This is a genomic window from Castellaniella caeni NBRC 101664, from assembly GCF_001592225.1.
Taxonomy (GTDB): domain Bacteria; phylum Pseudomonadota; class Gammaproteobacteria; order Burkholderiales; family Burkholderiaceae_B; genus Castellaniella; species Castellaniella caeni.
On the sequence record NZ_BCWN01000004.1, the window covers coordinates 113532 to 133958 of the forward strand.

19 protein-coding genes and 1 tRNA gene are annotated in these 20427 nt (G+C 64.5%); 17 read left to right on the plus strand and 3 right to left on the minus strand.

Annotation, left to right across the window (positions count from 1 at the left end; genetic code table 11):
- Window positions 1–22 precede the first annotated feature (22 nt).
- A complete protein-coding gene (locus CCA01S_RS03915) occupies window positions 23–409 on the plus strand; it encodes a SirB2 family protein (RefSeq protein WP_066454377.1) in 387 nt (128 codons plus the stop codon).
- Window positions 410–505: 96 nt separating this feature from the next.
- Here CCA01S_RS03915 and CCA01S_RS03920 read toward each other — a convergent pair whose 3' ends face one another.
- Window positions 506–1573, minus strand: a complete 1068-nt coding sequence (locus tag CCA01S_RS03920; protein ID WP_084386452.1) for a YeiH family protein — start codon at window positions 1571–1573, stop codon at window positions 506–508.
- Between the two features lie 319 nt (window positions 1574–1892).
- On the opposite strand from CCA01S_RS03920, the gene CCA01S_RS15595 reads away from it, so the two are divergent.
- Both CCA01S_RS15595 and CCA01S_RS15600 read left to right on the plus strand, forming a co-directional pair.
- Window positions 1893–2792, plus strand: coding sequence for a LysR substrate-binding domain-containing protein (locus CCA01S_RS15595; RefSeq protein ID WP_066454378.1), 900 nt, complete (start codon window positions 1893–1895; stop codon window positions 2790–2792).
- The gene (locus CCA01S_RS15600) at window positions 2779–3963 is read left to right on the plus strand and encodes a DUF3734 domain-containing protein (protein ID WP_066454385.1); all 1185 of its coding nucleotides are present in this window, start codon (window positions 2779–2781) and stop codon (window positions 3961–3963) included. The genes CCA01S_RS15595 and CCA01S_RS15600 overlap by 14 nt, the downstream gene beginning before the upstream one ends.
- A gap of 94 nt (window positions 3964–4057) precedes the next feature.
- On the opposite strand, the gene CCA01S_RS03935 is transcribed toward CCA01S_RS15600, so the two are convergent.
- Window positions 4058–5005: a DMT family transporter gene (locus CCA01S_RS03935; protein WP_066454388.1), complete on the minus strand. Its 948-nt coding sequence runs from the start codon at window positions 5003–5005 to the stop codon at window positions 4058–4060.
- 40 nt (window positions 5006–5045) lie between these two features.
- Between CCA01S_RS03935 and CCA01S_RS03940 the strand changes: the two genes are divergently transcribed.
- The 7 genes from CCA01S_RS03940 to CCA01S_RS03970 all read left to right on the plus strand — a co-directional run bounded on the left by CCA01S_RS03940 (window position 5046) and on the right by CCA01S_RS03970 (window position 11035).
- Window positions 5046–5588, plus strand: coding sequence for a MarR family winged helix-turn-helix transcriptional regulator (locus CCA01S_RS03940; protein ID WP_066454390.1), 543 nt, complete (start codon window positions 5046–5048; stop codon window positions 5586–5588).
- Between the two features lie 120 nt (window positions 5589–5708).
- Window positions 5709–7151 carry an efflux transporter outer membrane subunit gene (locus CCA01S_RS03945; RefSeq protein WP_066454392.1) on the plus strand — a complete coding sequence of 481 codons (1443 nt, stop codon included), beginning with the start codon at window positions 5709–5711 and terminating at the stop codon, window positions 7149–7151.
- 16 nt (window positions 7152–7167) lie between these two features.
- Complete coding sequence (locus CCA01S_RS03950) at window positions 7168–8370, plus strand: HlyD family secretion protein (protein WP_066454398.1); 1203 nt, start codon at window positions 7168–7170, stop codon at window positions 8368–8370.
- Complete coding sequence (locus CCA01S_RS03955; protein ID WP_084386454.1) at window positions 8367–9974, plus strand: DHA2 family efflux MFS transporter permease subunit; 1608 nt, start codon at window positions 8367–8369, stop codon at window positions 9972–9974. The genes CCA01S_RS03950 and CCA01S_RS03955 overlap by 4 nt, the downstream gene beginning before the upstream one ends.
- 155 nt (window positions 9975–10129) lie before the next feature.
- Window positions 10130–10205 (plus strand) — tRNA-Asn (locus tag CCA01S_RS03960).
- 81 nt (window positions 10206–10286) lie between these two features.
- Entirely contained in the window at window positions 10287–10700 is a 414-nt protein-coding gene (locus CCA01S_RS03965; protein ID WP_066454400.1) for a nucleotidyltransferase substrate binding protein, read from the plus strand.
- Window positions 10697–11035: a nucleotidyltransferase family protein gene (locus CCA01S_RS03970; RefSeq protein WP_066454402.1), complete on the plus strand. Its 339-nt coding sequence runs from the start codon at window positions 10697–10699 to the stop codon at window positions 11033–11035. The genes CCA01S_RS03965 and CCA01S_RS03970 overlap by 4 nt, the downstream gene beginning before the upstream one ends.
- Window positions 11036–11125: 90 nt before the next feature.
- Here CCA01S_RS03970 and CCA01S_RS03975 read toward each other — a convergent pair whose 3' ends face one another.
- Window positions 11126–11740, minus strand: coding sequence for a TetR/AcrR family transcriptional regulator (locus tag CCA01S_RS03975; protein ID WP_084386456.1), 615 nt, complete (start codon window positions 11738–11740; stop codon window positions 11126–11128).
- A gap of 145 nt (window positions 11741–11885) precedes the next feature.
- Here CCA01S_RS03975 and CCA01S_RS03980 point away from each other — a divergent pair, with 145 nt between their 5' ends.
- The 7 genes from CCA01S_RS03980 to CCA01S_RS04010 all read left to right on the plus strand — a co-directional run bounded on the left by CCA01S_RS03980 (window position 11886) and on the right by CCA01S_RS04010 (window position 20395).
- Window positions 11886–12341: a MaoC/PaaZ C-terminal domain-containing protein gene (locus tag CCA01S_RS03980; protein ID WP_066454407.1), complete on the plus strand. Its 456-nt coding sequence runs from the start codon at window positions 11886–11888 to the stop codon at window positions 12339–12341.
- A 50-nt stretch (window positions 12342–12391) separates the two neighbouring features.
- The gene (locus CCA01S_RS03985) at window positions 12392–14134 is read left to right on the plus strand and encodes a branched-chain amino acid ABC transporter ATP-binding protein/permease (RefSeq protein WP_066454410.1); all 1743 of its coding nucleotides are present in this window, start codon (window positions 12392–12394) and stop codon (window positions 14132–14134) included.
- Between the two features lie 9 nt (window positions 14135–14143).
- Window positions 14144–14854 carry an ABC transporter ATP-binding protein gene (locus CCA01S_RS03990; protein ID WP_066454413.1) on the plus strand — a complete coding sequence of 237 codons (711 nt, stop codon included), beginning with the start codon at window positions 14144–14146 and terminating at the stop codon, window positions 14852–14854.
- A gap of 58 nt (window positions 14855–14912) precedes the next feature.
- Window positions 14913–16475, plus strand: coding sequence for a class I adenylate-forming enzyme family protein (locus CCA01S_RS03995; RefSeq protein ID WP_066454416.1), 1563 nt, complete (start codon window positions 14913–14915; stop codon window positions 16473–16475).
- Window positions 16476–16561: 86 nt separating this feature from the next.
- Window positions 16562–17761: an ABC transporter substrate-binding protein gene (locus CCA01S_RS04000; protein WP_180984186.1), complete on the plus strand. Its 1200-nt coding sequence runs from the start codon at window positions 16562–16564 to the stop codon at window positions 17759–17761.
- Between the two features lie 57 nt (window positions 17762–17818).
- Complete coding sequence (locus CCA01S_RS04005; RefSeq protein ID WP_066454422.1) at window positions 17819–18685, plus strand: branched-chain amino acid ABC transporter permease; 867 nt, start codon at window positions 17819–17821, stop codon at window positions 18683–18685.
- 87 nt (window positions 18686–18772) lie between these two features.
- A complete protein-coding gene (locus tag CCA01S_RS04010) occupies window positions 18773–20395 on the plus strand; it encodes an acyl-CoA carboxylase subunit beta (protein WP_066454424.1) in 1623 nt (540 codons plus the stop codon).
- The last annotated feature ends 32 nt before the right edge of the window (window positions 20396–20427 follow it).

Below are 20427 nucleotides of genomic sequence, written 5' to 3' on the forward strand. Positions count from 1 at the left end.
CCACGCCCTGTGAAGCACAACCATGTACGCCTATTACTTTCCCATCAAGCACCTGCACATCACCGCCGTCGTCCTGAGCATCACGCTGTTCGTGGTGCGCGCGTACTGGTCGGTCACGGGCTCGGCCCTGCTGCAGCACAAGCTGGTGCGCATCCTGCCGCACGTGGTGGACACCGTGCTGCTCACCTGCGGGGTGATCCTGGCCGCCATGATCGGCCCCAACCAGCCCTGGATACTCACCAAGATCGTCTTGCTGGTGGCCTACATCGGCGTGGGCACCATCGCCATCAAGCGCGGCCACACCACGCGCGGGCGCCTGACGGCGGCCCTCATCGCGGTGCTGATCTTCGCCTACATCGTGGGCGTGGCGATCACCAAGAACTCGGGTTCGTGGTTTTCGATGCTGTAAACGCGGCGAGCCACCGGCAGCCCCGGGGCCGCACCGGCTCGCGACAGCCAGTGCGGGCAACCCAGTGCGTCAGGCGATCGGCGCGGGCCTGACGCCTTACCACGACCCCATCACGGATTGCACCAGCAGGCTGCTGGCGGCCACGGCCACCCAGACGCCCAGGCCCAGCAGCAGCGGGCGGACGCCGGCCAGCACCATGTGGCGCAAGTTAGACGACAGGCCGATGGCGGTGAGCGCCATGATGATGAGGAATTGCGACACCCGGTGCAGGGGTTCGAGCAGCGCTGCGGGGATCAGGCCCAGCGAGCGCGCGCCCGAGGCCAGCAGAAACCACAGGATGAACCACGGGAAAATCTGCGCCAGCGAGACGCGCGTCTCGGCGTTGCGCGCGCGCCAGGCCGTCCACAAGGCCAGCCCGATGCACACCGGGATGATGAGCGTCGCACGGGTGAGCTTGACGATGGTGGCGATGTCGCCCGCCGCCGTGCTGTAGCTGTAGCCCGCCGCCACCACCGACGAGGTGTCATTGATGGCCGTGCCGGCCCACAGGCCGAAACCGTGGTCGCTCAGGCCCAGCCAGTGGCCCAGGGGCGGAAACACCAGCACGGCAATCACGTTGAACAGGAAGATGGTGGAGATGGCCAGCGCCGTGTCGTGATCGTCGGGCTTGATGATGGGGGCCGCCGCCGCAATGGCCGAGCCGCCGCAGATGGCCGTGCCCACCCCGATCAGCGTCTGCAGGTGGCTGCCCAGCTTCAGCCAGCGCCCCAGCAGCCAGGCGGCGAGAAAGGCCGTGCTGAGCGTGACCAGCGTGACCGCCAGGGACGAGGCCCCGGTGTGCAGCACCTGCCCCAGGCTCAGGCCAAAACCCAGGCCGATGATCGACCACTTGAGCACCTGTCGGCTGCTGTACGTGATGCCGGGCACGAACACGGGCGACACCCCCAGCACGTTGCGCCAGAGCATGCCCAGCACGATGCCCATCACCGGGCCGCCGATGAGCGGCAGCCAGCGGCCCAGCTGCCAGGCCACGACCCCCAGGCCCGCGGCCAGCAGCAGCCCCTGCCAGCGCGAGGGCATGCGCGGCGGGTCGCCCGCCTGGTCTTGCGCGGACAGGGCGCCCGTGGCGGGCAAGGGTGATGGCACAGCGGAAATGGGCAGCATGACGGATCAGGACAACAGTAAACGAACGTGGACGGGCGTGGACTAGTGTGAATTCGACCGAGGGCAGCAAGACAATGAGAACCAGGGCCGAGGCACGTACTGAGAACCAGGGCCGAGGCACGTACAGATATCAGAAGGCCCCAGCACTGTGCGCATTCTAAGCAGTCGCCACCGATCAATAAATTCAGTAATAATGAGACAATGCATCAATTAAATTGATATATCGGCGCGGCGTACCCGCCGCTACACATGCCACACATGCCACACGCGCCGCGCCAGCCCGCACAGCCACAGCCACTACCGTCACGACCAAACGACCATGATCGGTCTCAGCATCCGCCAACTGGAAGTCTTTCACGCCATCGCCACCACGGGCAGCGCCCGCAAGGCGGCCGAACAGCTGCACCTGAGCCAGCCCGCCATCAGCATGGCGCTGAGCGAACTCGAGCGTCAGCTGGGCAGCCCCCTGTTCGACCGCGAACGAGGCCGCCTGCGCCTGAACGCGCGCGGGGCCGAGCAGCTGCCCCGCACCCGCGAAATCCTCGAACGCCTGCACGACATGCAGCAGCCGCACAGCGGCACACCGGAGTCCCTGAGCGGTGAGCTGCGCGTGGGCGCCAGCAATACCGTCGGCAATTACCTGGTCGGGGAACTGTTGGGGCCCATCGTGGCCCAACACCCCATGGTTGCCTTGCATCTCACGGTGGACAACACCCGCAGCATCACCGAACGGCTGCTGGATCACAGCATCGACATCGCCTGCGTCGAGGGCCCGGTGCATCACACGCAGCTCGACACCATCGGCTGGCGCAGCGATGCGCTGGTGGTCTGCGCCGCCCCCTCGCACCCGCTGGCGCAGCGCCTGCGCCTGGCGCCCGACGACTTCGCCAACGCACACTGGATTTTGCGCGAACGCGGCTCGGCCACCCGCAGCCAGACCGAGCAGGCCCTGACCGCCCTGCCACCCGGCCACATCCTGCTGGAACTGGGCCAGATCGAAGCAATCAAGCAGGCCGTGATCGCCGGCCTGGGCATCGCCTGCCTGCCCTATGCGGCCACCCTGGACGCGGTCGCCACCGGCCGCCTGCGCGTGCTGCGCACCCCTTTTCTCAAGCTGGATCGGCGCCTGTCCCTGGTGCTGCACCGCAGCCGCTATCGCGGTACGCTGATCGAAGCGTTTCTACACTCACTGGAGGTCGATTCTCATGCCCAAGACTGAACCCCGCGCACCCGCCGCCCACGAAGCCTACGACGTACGCGCCCTGGTGCTGCAAGGCGGCGGCGCCCTGGGCGCCTATCAGGCGGGCGTCTACGAAGGCTTGAACGAGGCCGGCATCCTCCTCACCGAGCTGGCCGGCATCTCGATCGGCGCGCTCAACGTCGCCATCATCGCGGGCAACCCCATCGACAAGGGCGTCGAGCGCCTGCACCAGTTCTGGGATCTGATCTGCCAGCCCTACGTGGGGCCGGGCACCAACGCCTTGCTGGAACAAAGCCTGTTTCAGGTCAACGACATGGCGCGCCAGTTTCTCGGTGCCATGCACGCCGGCAGCGCCCTCTTCCTGGGTCAGAAAGGCTTCTTCCATCCGCGCTTCCCGCCCGCCACATTGTCAGCCACGCTCGACCCCACCTGCGTGGGCCACTATGACACCCGTCCATTGAAAGAAACCCTCGAAGCCCTGTGCGACTTCGACCGCATCAACGACGGCGGGGTGCACGTGTCCGTGGGCGCGGTCAACGTGCGCACGGGCAACTTCACGTATTTCGACAACCGCAAGATCCGCCTCGCGCCCGAACACTTCATGGCATCGGGGGCACTGCCCCCCGCCTTTCCAGCCATCGAAATCGACGGCGAATACTACTGGGACGGCGGCCTGGTCTCGAACACGCCGCTGGCCAAGGTGCTGCAGCAGCGCCCCGAGCGCGACACGCTGGTGTTTCAGGTGGATCTCTGGTCAGCCCGTGGCCCGGCCCCGCGCAACATGAGCGAAATCGGCGACCGCGTGCAGGACATCCGCTATTCCAGCCGCACCCGCTTCGTCACCGAAGAAATGCGGGCGCACCGCAAGATGCAGCGCCTGCTGCGCGAAGTGCTGAATCAGGTGCCCCCCGAGGCCCGACAGGCCAATGCCGCCTGCCGCCAGGCCGAGGAGATCGCCTGCAGCGCCCGCAGCAACGTCATCCACCTGATCTACCGCGACAAGCCCTACGAACAACATTTCCGCGACTTCCAGTTTGGCCCGGCCACCATGCGTGAACACTGGGCCACCGGCCTGCAGGACATCCGCAACACCCTGGCGCACCCGCACTACCTGGCCGTGCCCGACAACAGCGCCGGCTTCATCACGCACGACGTGCACCGCGACGAGATCGAGAGCAGCATGGGCTGAACGATCCGCCGCCCCGCCCGGTGAATACGGACGTCCGGACAGAAATCCAGTCCGACCGGACAGAGCCCTATGCCCAGACCCAGGCAGCGGGGCTCTACGCCGAAGCCTGAGCGGCGGGGCCTTTCTTGGCAGCGCCCGAGCGGCGTCCCAGCACCAGCGCGGCGGCGGCGACCAGAACCGTGCCCAGCACCTGCAAGGTGGTGATGGGCTCGCCCAGGAAAGCCCAGGCCAGGAACAGGATGGACACCGGCCCCAGCAGGCCCAGCTGCGCCGTGAGCGGCGCGCCAATGCGTGCAACCGACCACATGATCATGAACGTGGGCAGCACGGTATTGAGTGTGGCGTGAATGAATGACAACCAATACACCGGAAAGGCCTGATCCAGGCCCGCCCAGCCCTTGACGGTGAAAAAGTGCGCCATGGTCACCACGGTGGACACGGTCATGGCGTAGGCCGTCAAGCGGGTGGCCGTGACCCGTTCGATCAGCTCGCCCGAGCCGATCAGGTACATGGCATACGAAAACGCCGCCCCCAGCACACAGGCCGAACCGAGGATGACGTGTTCACCCGCCACGGAAAGGTCATCCCAGAACACCAGCGCCACCCCGCCATAGGCGAGCGCCATGGCCAGCCACTGGCGCGAGGAAATGGGCTTTTTGAGAAACCAGGCCGATATCAGCAGCACGAAGGTGGGCGCCAGGAACAGGATCAGACGTTCGAGCCCCGCCGAGATGTATTGCAGGCCGAGAAAGTCGAGAAAACTGGACAGGTAATAACCAATGAAGCCCAGCAGGCAGATGCGCAGACTGTCGCGCCAGCCCAGGCGCGCGATCAGGCCCTGGCGCGCGCGGCGAGCCTGAAACCAGGCGATGACGGCAAAAAAGGGAAACGCCAGCAACATGCGAAAGCCGATCACGTCCAGCGCATCGACCCCGTGCAGATACAGCAACTTGGCGACGATGGCCTTGGCCGAGAACAGCACGGCCCCCAGCCCGGCCAGCACAAAGCCCGTCCAGAACAGCCGACGAGAAATTTCCGCCATGTATTTGCCTAGTCAGATACCGATGGCGTAAAATTTTATCATGCAAGCCCCAGCCACCTCATCCGTTCCACCCCGTCCCGACACCCCCTCGTCCTGCTGCTTCTACAGCGACCTGAGCAGCTGTCTCAACGCAGACCGCAACGTCGGCCAGCTCGTCAGGCATCTGCACACCCTGCTGCACCGGGTGATCGACCTGCACACCATCCCGCTGGGGCTCACGGCCAATCAGTGGCGCCCCCTGCTGTTCATCCAGTACAAGGGCATCGACACCCCCGCCGAACTGGCGCGCGCCATGGCCGTCGATACCGGCGCCATCACGCGCATGCTCGACCGCCTGGAGGCCAAGGGCTTTCTGCGCCGGGCGCGCATCCCCGAAGACCGGCGCGTGGTCAAAGTGGTGCTCACAGACGCCGGGCTCGCCACCACCCAGCAGATTCTGCCCATCATCGCCAACGTTCTCAATCTGCACCTGGACGGCTTCTCCGAAGACGAAATCCGCATGCTGCTGGCCCTGCTCAAGCGCATGATCGGCAACGGCGAACACTACCTGCGGCAGAGCTGCCAGGCGGTGCCCCATGACTGAGGCGACACGCACCGCGGGCATCCGGACGCGATCCACGCACATCGCTTGATCTCTAACGATCGTTTTATAATTGCCTAGTCAGATACAGACTCAATCAACTATTTTCAGCTTCCTGTCAGCATGAAACCACTCATCCCTCTGGCATTGGTTCTTTCCCTGTCGGCCTGCGCCCCCATCCGGCCAGGCGCCCCCGCCACTCAGCCCCTCACCGGCGCGCAGCTGAACCTGGACACCCACCAGGCCATCCGCTGGCCCCAGGCGAACTGGTGGGCGCGCTATCAAGACCCGCAGCTGGACAGCCTCATCGAACAGGCGCTGCGGGCCAACCCCTCGCTGGACGCCGCCGCCGCGCGCGTGCGCATGGCCCGCGCGGCCCTGCAGGGCGCGCGCGCCGTGCAATGGCCACAGGTGAACGCCAACTACCATCTGACCCGCGAACGCCTCACCGAAACCTACATCTACCCGCCCCCCCTGGGCGGCTCGTACCAGACCGACACCGGGCTGGGCGTGCAGCTGGACTTCAACCTCGATCTCTGGGGCAAGAACCGCGCCCTGGCGCAGGCCGCCCGACAGCGCGCCGCTGCGGCCGACGCGGCGCAACAGCAGGCCCGCACCTTGCTGGTCTCCGCCGTGGCGCAGGCCTACTTCCAGCTGCAGGACGCACAGGCGCAGGTCTCGGCCATCGGCGCCATCGTCGGCAAGCTGCAAGAAGCGCTGAACATCACCCGCGACCGCTACAAGAACGGCCTGGGCATCCAGGTGGACGTCGATCAGGCCGACTCGGCCGTCTCTTCCGCCCAGGTGCAGCTGAGCCAGGCGCACAACAACGTCCAACTGCTGCAGCACCAGCTGGCCGCCCTGCTGGGCAAGGCCCCCGAGCAACTGCCCGCGCCGCAGCCGCGCGCCGGACAGGCGCTGCCGGTCGGCGTGCCCGAGCACATGCCCATGGCCTTGCTGGGGCGCCGCGCCGACATCACGGCGGCCCGCCTGCAGGCCCAGGCCGCCGGGGCCGAAGTCTCGGCCGCCAAGGCTGATTTCCTGCCCAACATCGACCTCTCGGCCACCTTCGGCTATCTCTCGCTGGGCATGGATCAGCTGGTGCGCGGCAGCAGCGAAAACTACGGTGCGGGCCCCGTCATCACGCTGCCCATCTTCCACGCCGGGGCGCTGAACGCCCAGCTCGAGGGCCGCCGCGCGGCACGCGACGAAGCCATCGCGCAGTACAACCAGACCGTGCTCGGGGCGATTCGCGAGGTGGCCGATGCGAGCGCTTCGATCCGCTCGCTGCACGAACAGATCCGCCACCAGGAAGCCAGCCTCAAGGCCATCACCTCGGCCTACGACGTGGCCCTCGACCGCTACAAGGCGGGCCTGGGCAACTTCGTGCAGGTGCTGCTGGCGCAAAGCGAAGCCCTCAAACAGACCGTACAAACCACCGACCTGCACGCACGCGCCTACATCCTGGACGTGCAGCTGGCCACCGCCCTGGGCGGCGGCTACGCCGAGCCGGATGCCGTCCAGGACGCCTCGGCAAGCCAATCCACTTCAACTTCCAACAAATAAATAAGCCCACCGCATCATGACCGCAACCAGTTCTTCTTCCAAGCCCGCTCGCAAACGCCTGCTCTTGATTGCGACCGGCATCTTCATTCTGATCGCCCTGGCCTACGGCGCCTGGTGGCTCATCTTCGCCTCACACTACGAGTCCACCGACGACGCCTACGTACACGGCAACCTGGTCTCCGTCAGCGCGCAGATCCCCGGCACGGTCGTCACCATCGGGGCGGACGACACGCAGACCATCCAGCAAGGCAGCCACCTGGTCACCCTGGACGGCAGCGACACGCGCATCGCGCTGGCGCAGGCACAGGCCGCGCTGGCGCAAACGGTGCGCCACACGCAAACCCTGTTCGTGCAAAACGACGCCCTGGCCGCCGACGTGGCCGTGGGCCAGGCCAATGTCGAACAGGCCGACACCCAGCTGCACAAGGCGCAAAACGACCTGCAGCGGCGCAACGCCCTGCGCGGCTCGGGCGGCGTGAGCGGCGAAGAACTGCTGCATGCCCAGGTGGCCGTGAAATCCGCCCAGGCCAGCCTGGCCCAGGCACGCGCGGGCCTGGCAGCCGCCAAGGCCAAGCTGGAAACCAACCAGGCCCTGACCCAGGGCAGTACCGTGGCGAGCCACCCCGACGTGCTGCAGGCCGCCGACCATGTGCGCCAGGCCTGGCTGGCCCAGGAACGCACCCAGGTGCTCGCGCCCGTGGCCGGCATGGTCGCCCAGCGCTCCGTGCAACTGGGCCAGCGCATCCAGCCGGGCACCCCGCTCATGACCATCGTGCCGCTCAATTCGCTGTGGGTGGAAGCCAACTTCAAGGAAAACCAGCTGCATGACATGAAACCGGGACAGAAAGTCACCCTGGTGTCCGACCTCTACGGCAGCAGCGTCATCTACCACGGCACCGTGATCGGCGTGTCGGCCGGCAGCGGCAGCGCCTTTGCCCTGCTGCCCGCGCAAAACGCCAGCGGCAACTGGATCAAGGTGATCCAACGCGTGCCGGTGCGCATCGCGCTCGATGCCAAAGAACTGCAGGCGCACCCCTTGCGCGTCGGGCTTTCGATGACGGTGGACGTCGATCTGTCCACCACGCCCGCGCAAGGCGCCCCGACCGCCAGCGCCGTCCAGGCCGCCGAGCCCGTGCTCAGCACGCCGGTGTACGACCACAATCCGGCTGAAGTCGATCAGCTCATCAACCGCATCATTCAGGAAAACCTGGCCTCATGAGCACCGCCACCCTGACGGACGAAGCCGCGCGCCCCGCAGCTCCGCCCCCGGCGCCGCCAGAAGCGGGCCACCCGCCGCTCGAAGGCGCGGCGCGCGCCTTCGGCACGATCGCGCTGTCCGCCGCCGTCTTCATGAACGTGCTGGACTCCTCGATCGCCAACGTCTCCATTCCGACGATCGCCGGCGACCTGGGCGTGAGCACCACCCAGGGCACCTGGGTGATCACCTCATTTGCCGTGGCCAACGCCATCACCGTGCCGCTTACGGGGTGGCTGACCCAGCGTTTCGGCCAGGTGCGCCTGTTCGTGCTGGCGACGTTGCTGTTCGTGCTGACGTCCTGGCTGTGCGGCTTTGCCTGGTCGTTCGAATCGCTGGTGTTTTTCCGCGTGCTGCAAGGGGCCGTCGCCGGGCCGATGATCCCCCTGTCGCAGTCGCTGATGCTGGCGAGCTACCCCAGGGCCAAGGCCGGCATGGCACTGGCCCTGTGGTCGATGACCATTCTCGTCGGCCCCATCGCCGGGCCGCTGCTGGGCGGCTGGATATCCGACAACTACGCCTGGTCGTGGATTTTCTACATCAACGTGCCCATCGGGCTGCTGGCGGCCTGGGGCTCGTGGCAGGTGTACAGGGCGCGCGAATCCAAGCGCATCCACCTGCCCATCGACCGCATGGGGCTGTTCCTGCTGGTCGTCTGGGTAGGCGCCCTGCAGGTCATGCTCGACAAGGGCAAGGATCTCGACTGGTTCGCCAGCCCCCTCATCTGCATCCTGGCCGTGGTGTCGGTGATCACGCTGGTGTATTTCATTATCTGGGAACTGACCGCCGCGCACCCCGTCGTCGATCTGTCGCTCTTCAAAGAGCGCAATTTCACCTCGGGCACGGTGGCGCTGTCGATCGCCTATGGCCTGTTCTTCGGCACCGTGGTGCTGTTGCCCCTGTGGCTGCAGAACACCATGGGCTACACGGCCACCTGGGCCGGCGTGGCGGCGGCGCCGGTGGGCATCCTGGCCATCATCATGTCGCCCATCGCTGGCAAGCTGCTGGCGCGCCACGACCCGCGCATCATCGCCACGTTTGCCTTTCTAGTGTTCTCGCTCATCAGCTGGATGCGGGCGCAGTACAACACCGACGTCGATCTGTTCGGCGTGATGCTGCCCACCTTCATCCAGGGGGCGGCCATGGCGACGTTCTTCATCCCGCTGACGATGATCTCGCTGGCTGGCCTGCGGCCCGACCGCATCCCGGCCGCCGCCGGGCTGACCAACTTCGTGCGCCTGGTGTGCGGGGCCTTCGGCACCTCGATCACCACCACGGTCTGGGACGACCGGGCCATCCTGCACCACGCGCGCCTGACCGAAGTGGCCCGCCCCGGCGAGCCGGCGTTCGACCACGTCATGAGCGGCCTGCAGAACCTGGGGATCGACCCGCTGCATGGCGCCGCCATGCTGGATCGGGTCATCAACCAGCAGGCCTACACGATGTCCGCCACAGACTTCTTCTGGGCCTCGGCGATCATCTTCCTGGCGCTGATCGGCTTCATCTGGCTGGCCCGCCCGAAAACGGCCAACCACGGTGGCGGCGCCGCGGCGGCGGCAGCGCACTAAGCAGCACCCTGCTGGCGGCATCTGAACCAACCGGAGCGGCGCCGCCAGCGCACCAGAGGCCACAGCAGGCGAGAAAATTTGGCCCGCTGCCAAAAGTTTTGCTGGCCACTTGCACACGGTAAAAAAATCGTGCTATAGTTCTGCTTCTTCGCAATTCCCCGATAGCTCAGTCGGTAGAGCGACGGACTGTTAATCCGCAGGTCCCAGGTTCGAGCCCTGGTCGGGGAGCCAAGAAACTTCAGCAGCACCAAGCAATTGACGCTACCCTTACCGGTAGCGTTTTTTGTTTCTTCAGCTACAGGGTAGAAGCACATGGCAGCACTATCACTAGACCTGACTTCGCTCGATAAGGCGCTGCAAAGGCTGGCGGAAGGCATTGCCCGCTACGAACAAGACACCAGCGACGGCCAAATCCGCGATGGCCTGATTCAGCGCTTTGAATTCAGCTACGAAATCAGCCACAAGATGCTCAAGCGCTACCTGGAAATGAGCTCGGCAAGCCCCTCCGTGTTTGACGGCATGGCATTCCAGGACCTGATTCGCACCGGCAACGAACAGGGGCTGCTGCTGGGTGACTGGCCCCGCTGGCGCACTTACCGCGAGATGCGCGGAAAAACCAGTCATACCTACGACGAAAAAATCGCGCTCGAAGTCGTGCAACATATCCCCGCGTTCCTGCGGGAAGCACGCTACCTGCGAGACCAGCTCAAAGCCAGGCAGGCATGACCGGCCCCATCCCCAATATCGACGTCACGCCCAGTCAGTGGGCGATCATCCGGGACATTCTGGCCAGACACGTGCCGACAGGTGAAGTCTGGGCCTTCGGCTCTCGGGCCAGGCACACGGCCAAGCCCTATTCCGACCTCGACCTCGCCATCATCAGCCCACAGGCGCTGACGCTCGATACACGAGCCGCGCTCGCAGACGAGTTCAGTACGTCGGATCTTCCCTGGAAGGTGGACATCGTAGACTGGGCCGCTGCCAGTGAACCGTTCAAACAGGCGGTCGCGCCGGATAAGGTGCTGATCTGGGCTCCAGGTGCTACTTCACCAAGCCGATGACCACGCCATTTGGCAGCCCAAAGATGTCAATACGCATCACAAACACATAGAGACCGCAGCCGCCACGCCCCACTCTGACTATTGGCGGGATCAGGCGTTGCAGCTGGGCGTCGTGGCCTGCACCCCTCGCAAGACGGTATCGACGATGCTTTCAATGTATCCATCGAGCTTGCTGGCGAATTGTTCGCGCAGGTGCTCGGGCGTATTGCGCACATGATTTGAAACGGCGCCGGCGACAAGGTCAGCCACCAGCGCCACCGACGTGCCTTGCGGCAGTTCGCCCCGCTCGATGCCGCGGCGGATGATCAGGCGCGTGCTTCTGACGTATTCGGGGTAAGGCTCTTGATACAGCGCGTTGCGCAGGTCGGGATAAAAGCGGGCGTCCACCATCAGCCGGTAGATGAGCACGCCGTCATCGGTTTCCATGTGCGCGTGCCAGCGATGGGCGAATTCGATGAGGTCGGAACGCACATTGCCCGTATCGATGCCGGAGATGAAACACGCCCGCGACCGCACGAGTTCGATGAGCATGTGGGCCTTGTCGTGCCAGCGCAGGTAAAGCGACCCCTTGCCAACCCGCGAACGCCGTGCCACTTCGTCGAAATTGAAGCCCGACCAGCCGCGCTTCGCATACAGGGAGCAGGCCGCATCGAACACCCTTTGCTCCAGGGTCTCGTCCCGCGGGCGGCCGACGCTTCTTGTCATACACCATCTCCATAATCTCTGCGCAAGTTTAACCCTGGCTTGAAAATATTTTTTGACGATTACCGTCAGTATTATGCTAGACTGAAAAAAATCACAAGAGATAAACGGCTATCAAGCCCAACTGCCGCACCCAGGAGACAAAACCATGGTCATGTATTTCGACGAGTTCGACGTCGGTCAAGAATTCACGACACCCGCGCGCACCATCACGGAAGCCGACGTCGCCACATTTTCGGCCTGGACGGGCGACGTCAACCCCATTCACACAGATGCCGTATTTGCGGCCAAATCGCGTTTCGGCCAGCGCCTGGCGCACGGGCTTCTGGGCGTATCCCACTGCATGGGGCTCATGTCCCGCATCAACATCTTCGAGGGCAGCGCAGTGGCCATGCTCAGCCTCGACGGCTGGCGCTTCCTCAAGCCGATTTTCATCGACGACACCATCCACGTACGCATCCGGATTACTGAAAAACGCCTGGCATCCAACGGCCGCCACGGCATCATCGGCCGCCACTTCGACCTGATCAATCAAAAAGAAGAAATCGTCCAGTCAGGCGAATCAGCGGTCATGGTGGCCCTCGCCCCCGAACCCGCGCGCTAGATCGCCTCCCCGCCTGCGCCAAGGCTTGTTCAAAAGAATGGATCCGCGACATGAACTACTGGGCCAACGTCATCAACATCATTCTGATTTATTCCATATTGGGAATAAGCCTGAACCTGGTGCTCGGCTTTGCCGGGATGGTTTCCATGGCGCATGCCGTCTACTTCGGCATCGCCGCCTACGCCGTGGCGCTGCTCTCGGCCAGCCTGGGCGTGGGCTTCGTGCCCGCGGCGCTCATCGCCATCGTCCTGGCGGGGCTTTTTGCGGCGATCACCGCATTCCCCGCGCTGCGCGTGCGCGATGAATACCTGATCTTGCTGACCCTGGCCTTGCAGATGATCGTCTCGGGCATCATGAACGCATGGCTTTCGGTCACGGGCGGGCCATCGGGCATACCGGGCATTCCCCCCATCGGCATTGGCAGCCTCACCCTGTTCAACCCGATGCAGCTGCTGCCCTTGCTGTTGGTCATGACCGCGGCGGTGTTCTTTGCCGCCCACAAAATCACCAGCTCATCCTTCGGGCGAGCGCTCAAGGCCATGCGGGAAAACGAATCCGCGGCCATCGCGGCGGGCAAGAACATTGTCATGCTGAAGGTCATCATCTTCGGAGTATCGGGCATCATCGCTGGCGTGGCCGGCGCGCTGTTCGCCGGGGCCCAAGGGTTCATCGATCCGCTCAGCTTCAACCTCGACACATCCATCATGGTGATCGCGCTGGTGGCATTGGGCGGCGCGGCCAACCTGTACGGCACCCTCGCCGGCGCCGTGCTCATCCTGGGGCTGCCAGAGCTGCTGACCTTTTTCAACGTAGGCAGCGCCGATACCGTCAGCGCCTCGCGCGGCATCATCTTCGGGTTGTTGCTGATCCTGTTCACACGCTTCCGGCCCCAGGGGATCATCCCGGAAAAGGCCTTCACCCAAAAATATCGCGCGCCACACGCCTTGCAGCGCGCAAACCGGGTCAATGTCAATAGCGGCACTGACGCCACGGCCGCCAGCCAGTCGGTGACGGCCCGGGCACCGGCCACCCTCGAAGCCAGCGACCTGAACAAACGGTTTGGCGGGGTCGTGACGGCCAAGGACGTCAACCTGGTGTTGAAACCCGGCATGGTCACGGCACTGATCGGGCCAAACGGCGCCGGAAAAACCACGATCTTCAACCTGCTTGCCGGCGTGCTGCGTCCAGACAGCGGCTGCATTGCCGTGCGCGGCCACGACATCACGGCCATGCCGGCCTGGCAGCGGGTATCCGAGGGCATCGGCCGTTCTTTCCAGGACGTCAGGATCTTCGAAAACATATCGGTCATCGACAACGTGCTGGTCGCTCTGCCCGACCCATACAGCGAAAGCCTGTTCAGGCTCTTCTTCCAGCCCTCCCGCGTGCGTCGGCACGAACAGCACAACCGCAACCAGGCCATGGCGCTGCTGGAACAGGTGGGGCTGAGCGACAAGGCGCGCGAATCGGCGGGCGACCTCAGCTACGGCGAGCAAAAGCTGCTGGCCATTGCCCGCCTGGTGGCCACGGGTGCCGACATTCTGCTGTTCGACGAACCCGCCGCCGGGGTGGATGCGGTCTGGGCCGCAAAAATGATCGAGATCATCCGCGCGCTGGCGCAATCGGGCAAGGCGGTCTGCCTGGTCGAACACAACCTGAACGTGGTGCGCGAACTGGCCGACGTCGTCTATTTCATGAACGTAGGCAACATCGTCACGCAAGGCACGCCCGACGAAATCATGCGCAACACCGAGCTGGCCGACATCTACTTCGGCCAGGAAGCCATCACGGACTGAGGCGCCACCATGAGCGAGCCATTTTTAGTTCTGTCGAACGTCGATGCCGGATACGGCAAGAAGCAGGTCTTGTTCGACGTGTCCCTGACCATCAACAAAGGGGAAATCACCTCGCTGATCGGGCACAACGGCGCGGGCAAAACGACCCTGCTGCGCACCGTGTTCGGCCACCTGAGTCCGGTACGCGGCAGCATTTCCATGGGCGGCGCCACCATCGAGCGCTGGTCCATGCCCGAACGCGTGCAGCATCACCTGACCTATATCCCGCAAGAGCAGTTCGTCTTTGGCGACCTGTCCGTCCAGGAAAACCTGGCACTGTCGGGATACACGTTGCGCGGCCAGGACGACTTCGACGAGCGCCTGTCGGAATGCTTCGACTTCCTGCCCATCTTGAAAGAGCGCGGCAAGCAAAGGGCTGGCACGCTCAGCGGCGGGCAGCAGCGCATCTTGAGCCTTGGCATGGTGATGATCGCCAGGCCAAAGATGCTGCTGCTCGACGAGCCCTCTCTCGGACTGGCCCCAAGCCTGGTCGATCAGGCGATGGAACTGCTGCAGGACATGGCACAACGCTTCGGCATGACCGTGCTGCTGGTCGAGCAGAACGTCAAAAAGGCGTTTTCCGTCGCCAACCGCGTCCACGTGCTGCGGGCGGGCCGCCTGATCGCCGAACGCCCGGGCGGACAGCTGTCGTCACACGACGAGCTTTGGAACCTTTTCTAAGTCACGCCGAAACCACGCACGAGACATCCATGCACACCGCAGATTCGGAGCACCCGCTATGAAACTCACGCTCGCAGACATCCTCGCTCGGGCCGCGCGCTGGTCACCAGACAAGACCGCCTTTTCGATCCACGGCGAGGGTGCCATCACCTACCAGGAACTGTTCGACAGGGCAACGCGCGTCGCCCTGCGCCTGGCTGGGCATCCCGGCAAGCACGTCGGCATCCTGCTGCCGAACTCGATCGACTGGGTCGTCTGCCTGTTCGGGGCGGCGCTGGCGGGCAAGGCCGCCGTCCTGCTCAATACCAGGCTCACGACGCCCGAGCTGGTCTACCAGATCGACCAATCCGACACCAGCGTGCTGATGACGGGCCCGCTCTACCAGCGCGACTCCGCCGTCCTGACGGCAGCGCTGCGGGACGGATGCCCGAAGTGCGATGCCATCGTCTGGTGGGGGCGCGAGCGGCCAGACGGCAGCGTGGCGGCGCACGCCTGGCTGTCGGCGACCCAGGCGGACGCAACCCGCCTCGGGCCGATTGACGAATCTTCGCTGGCCGTCCTCATCTATACGTCCGGCACCACGTCATTGCCCAAAGGCGTGATGCTCAGCCACGCCGCGATCACCACCAACGCGCTGCTGGTCGGCCAGGCGTTTGGCGCCACGGAAGACGACAGGGTATTCAGCGCCGGCCCGTTCGCTCATTCGGGCGGCCTGACGATGCACGTGGTGCTTTCCGTGCTCTACGGCGCCACGGCCTATTCCGTATCGTATTTCAACCCCGCCGAGGTGCTCGATACCATCGAGTCCAACCAGTGCACGATCTACAACGGCATTGAAACCCTGTTTCTGCGGCTGCTCGACGCGCCAGACTTCGACCGCAAGCGGGTGCGCTCGGTGCGCACCGGCTGGGCCACGGGGTCCCGCTCCGTGCTGCACCGCATTGCGGATGAAGTCGGCATGCCCGGCATCATCGGCGTCTACGGCATTTCCGAAGCAGCCCCCAACGTGCTGATTTCGCACCACCTGGAAACCCCCGAGCACCGCCTCGATACGGCGGGCACGCCGCACCCCTGGATGAGGGCCCGGGTATGCGACCCCGAAACCGGCAAGCCGGTCAAGGACGGCGACATCGGCGAACTGGTGCTGTGCGGCTACAGCCTCATGCTGGGCTACTACAAAAACGCCGAAGAAACCGCCAAGGCCTTGCGCGACGGCTGGCTGTACACGGGCGACCTGGTGCGCAGAAGGCCGGACGGCTACTTCGAGTTCGCGGGCCGATCCAAAGACATCATCCGCGTTGGCGGTGAAAACGTGTCGGCCCTGGAAGTGGAAGACCTGCTGCACCAAGTGCGCGGCGTGGCCATCGCCGCGGTCATCCCCGTCGAGGACGACGTGTACGGCGAAGTGCCGCTTGCTGTCATCAAACCCGTGAACGGCGTCGAGCTCAAGGCCGACGACATCCTGCGCTCGCTAAGCGGCCGCCTGGCTTCGTACAAGCTGCCCAGGCGCATCGTTTTCCGCGAAGACATGCCACTGACCGACAGCGGCAAGGTTCAAAAGAAGCAACTGCGCGCGCTGGTGGCCGGCAAGCCAGCCGACGGCGGCGCAGAAAGCTCGTGAAGCACGGACGGGGTCTCACCCGATACCTCATTTTCGTGAATACGGCATGAGCCATGCCGCTGATGACAACCACCAAGGAGACAAACATGACATTCCGTCGAACTCTACTCTCGGCATCTGTAAGCACACTGATGGGCGCGTCGATCATCCTGAGCGCGCCGACGGCGTCCGCGCAGGGCGACAAGACCATCCCCATCGGCACCGTGCTGGCCATGACCGGCTCTGGCGCCTACTACGGCAAGGTGATGAGCCGCAGCGAAAAACTGGCGATCGACCAGATCAACGACAGCGGCGAACTCAAGGGCTACAAGCTGGCGCTGCACATCGAAGACCATAAAAGCGGCGACGCGCGCGCGGCCAACAGCGCCATGCGCAAGCTGGTCAGCATCGACAAGACACCGGTCGTCCTCAGTTCTTATGGCGGCATCACCCTGGCCATACAACCGCTGGCGGCGCAACAAGACGTCCTGCTGTTCAACGGGGGTGGCACGGCATCCAACCTGATCAACAAGAAAAACCTGTACAACACGCGCATGGTTGCCAGCCAATTAGCCCCCCTGGCCGTCCAGTGGGCGGTGGAAAAGCTGGGGGCCAAGAAAATCGCCACGGTCTATTACACCGATTCGTCGGGTGTCGAAACCAACGAAGCGGTCAAGAAGGCCTGCCAGGCGCTGGGCTGCGAGATCATCGATGAAGAACCCTACAAGCTGGGCTCGACCGACTTCAGCGTGCCGCTTTCCCGTGTGAAGGCGGCGGCCCCCGATGCCATCATCCTGGGTTCCTGGGGCGCGGACGTCGGGCACATCGTCAAGCAGGCCAAAGAACGCGACATCTCCGCAAAGATCGTGGGGCTGGAGCTCCTGAGCAATGAATTGAAGATTGCCGGGAACACGATGGATGGCTACACCGCCGTCTTCGACAGCTTCGACGCCGATGCCGACAATCCGTCCACCCAATCGTTCGTGAAGGCATTCAAGACAGCCTATGGCGAGGTGCCGGACTACTACGACGCGAACTACTACGAGATCGTCAAGGACGTGCTCGCCCCCCTGATTCAAAAAACCATCGCCGCCGGTGAAGACCCGACCAAAATCGGCGCGCTCAACAGTCAGATGGAAAAGCTGATCGCGCAGAACTACCAGTTCGACAGCGTATACGGCGGCAAGCTGCAGCTGCACAAGGATGGCTCGGTGACCAAGCCCGTGGGGGTCTTCCAGGTGCGCAACGGCCAGGCGGTGCCGATCGCGCACATCGACGACGGCAAGTTCGTCATGGTCAAGCCGTGATCTCCCTTTCACGCGTTCAACCGGCTTGCTGAGCCTTTGTAACACCCCGAGGAACCCATGGACCTTTTCTGGCAATTGTTCGTTCACGGCCTGCTGACCGGCTGCCTGTATGCGCTGGTGGGCGTCAGCTGGGGGCTGATCTACGCAACATCAAAAGTGTTCCACTTCGCCCACGTGCTGACGCTCATCCTGGCCGCCTACCTGGCCATCACGGTCGTCAACGACTTCGGGGCGCCGCTCTGGACCGGGTTCATCGTCGCCGCAGCGGTCGGGGGCGCGTTCGGGGCATTCAGCGAAGTGACGGTGTATCGCCCGCTCAGGCGGTTCCACGCCACGCAGCTGAACATCTTTCTGGCCAGCCTGGGCCTGCTCGAAGCGGGCAAATACACTATGCAGCTCATTTGGGGCGCAAACCAGATTCCCGTGAACGGTTCATCCGCGCAGGCTTTCCAGTTTGGCCCCATCAGCGTCACGTTGAACGAGCTTCTCTGGCTGGCCGCCAGCGTGGCCCTGATTGGCGCCTTGTTCGTCTGGCTGAACCGCTCGCGCACGGGCCATGCCATCCGCGCCGTGGCGACCAATCCATACCTATCCGCATCGGTGGGGGTGTCGGCTGAAGCCGTCTACGTGAAGGTCTTCGTCATCGGTTCAGCCATGGTCGGCGTGGCTGGCTATCTGCTGGCCCTGAGCCACACCGCATCGCTGGAGATGGGGCTGATCCCCGTTCTGGCGGGCTTTACCGCGACGTTTCTCGGCGGCGTGGGCAGTCTGCGCGGCACGGTGCTGGGAGGCCTGCTGCTGGGGCTGGCCGAACAGCTCAGCGGCCTGTTCCTGTCGGGTGAATGGCAGACGGTCACCGCCTTCTCGGTGCTGGTGCTCGTCCTGATGCTGCGCCCGCACGGCCTGTTCCGATTGCGCCGGTGACCCCGGCCCTATCCGGCAACAGTGCCGGTGGCCTCCATGAAAACGACCACTCCGCCCCATTTCCCGTATCCAAGTAAGAGAACATCCATGGCTGTCATTGAATCCCGTTTGCGCCGTACGTCCGAAGCGTTTCAGAACAACCGGCAGGCCATGCAGGCCCTGCTGGATCGCGTACGCCACATCGAAACCAACACCCGGCAGGCATCCGAAAGCTCGCGCCCGCGCTTCGAGTCTCGCGGGCAACTGCTGCCGGTGGAGCGCGTCGGGCTGCTGCTGGATCAGGACAGCGACTTTCTGGAACTGGCCTCGCTGGCAGGCTATGGGTTCAAGGCGCCCGACCGGCAGGGACGGGAAATAGCGGGCGGTGGGCTGATCGCGGGCATCGGTAGCGTCGCGGGCACCCGCTGCATGATTTGCGCGTCCGACGCCGGCATCGAGGCGGGCGCCTTTCAGCCCATGGGCCTGGAAAAGCTGCTGCGCGTGCAGGAAATCGCCCTGGAAAACAAACTGCCCTTCGTGCAGCTGATCGAAAGCGGCGGCGGCAACCTGATGAACTACAAGGTGGAAAACTTCGTGCTCGGCGGGCAGAAATACCGCAACCTGGCCCGGCTGTCCGCCGCCGGTATTCCTGTCATCACCGTGGCGCACGGCTCGGCAACCGCCGGCGGCGCCTACCAGATCGGCCTGTCCGACTACGTCATCATGGTCGATGGCCACGCCAAGGCCTTCCTGGCGGGCCCCGCCCTGCTCAAGGCGGCCACCGGGGAAGACGCCACCGAAGAAGAGCTGGGCGGCGCCAGGATGCACTGTTCGGTGTCGGGGCTTGGAGACTACCTGGCCCACGACGACCGCGATGCCATCCGCATTGCGCGCGAGGTGGTCGCGCTGCTGGACTGGGATCAACAGACGCCCCCCCCATCCGGCCCGCGTCGCCCACCGCGCTACGACGCCGAAGACCTCATGGGCATCATGCCCATAGACAGCAACCGCGCCGTGGACATGCGCGAGGTGATTGCCCGCATCGTCGATGATTCGGACTTCCAGGATTTTTCCCCCCAATACGGGCGCGAGACGCTGTGCGGCAAGGCCCGCATCGATGGCATCGCCGTGGGCATCATCACCAACAACGGCCCCATCGACCCCGCGGGCGCCGCGAAAGCGGCCCACTTCATCCAGGCCTGCTGCCAATCCGGCACCCCCCTGATCTACCTGAACAACACGACTGGATTCATGGTGGGCCGCAGCTATGAGCAATCGGGCAGCATCACGCACGGCTCGATGATGATCCAGGCGGTGGCCAGCGCCAGTGTGCCGCAGATCACGCTGTTTTGCGGTGCCTCGTTTGGAGCCGGCCACTACGCGATGTGCGGCCGGGCGTTCTCGCCCAGATTCTGCTTTTCCTGGCCCAACGCACGGTGCGCGGTCATGGGCTCGGAACAGGCGGCCAACACCATGGAGACCGTCACGCGCGCCAAGTCCGCACGCCGAAAAAAACCTGTGGACGAAGCGCAGCTCGGCGCACAGCGCGACAAGATCGTCGGCAATTTTGAAAGGCAGGCCGACGTCTTCGCCACCAGCGCCCGCTTGCTCGACGACGGCGTGATCGACCCCCGCGACACGCGGGCCATCCTGGCGCAGGCGCTGCACATGTGCCGTGCCGCGCAAGCGCGCGTCACGCACCCGCTTTCATTTGCAGTGCCTCATCCCTGATGGTTCATCGTCCCCCACATTCCGCGTCCCGC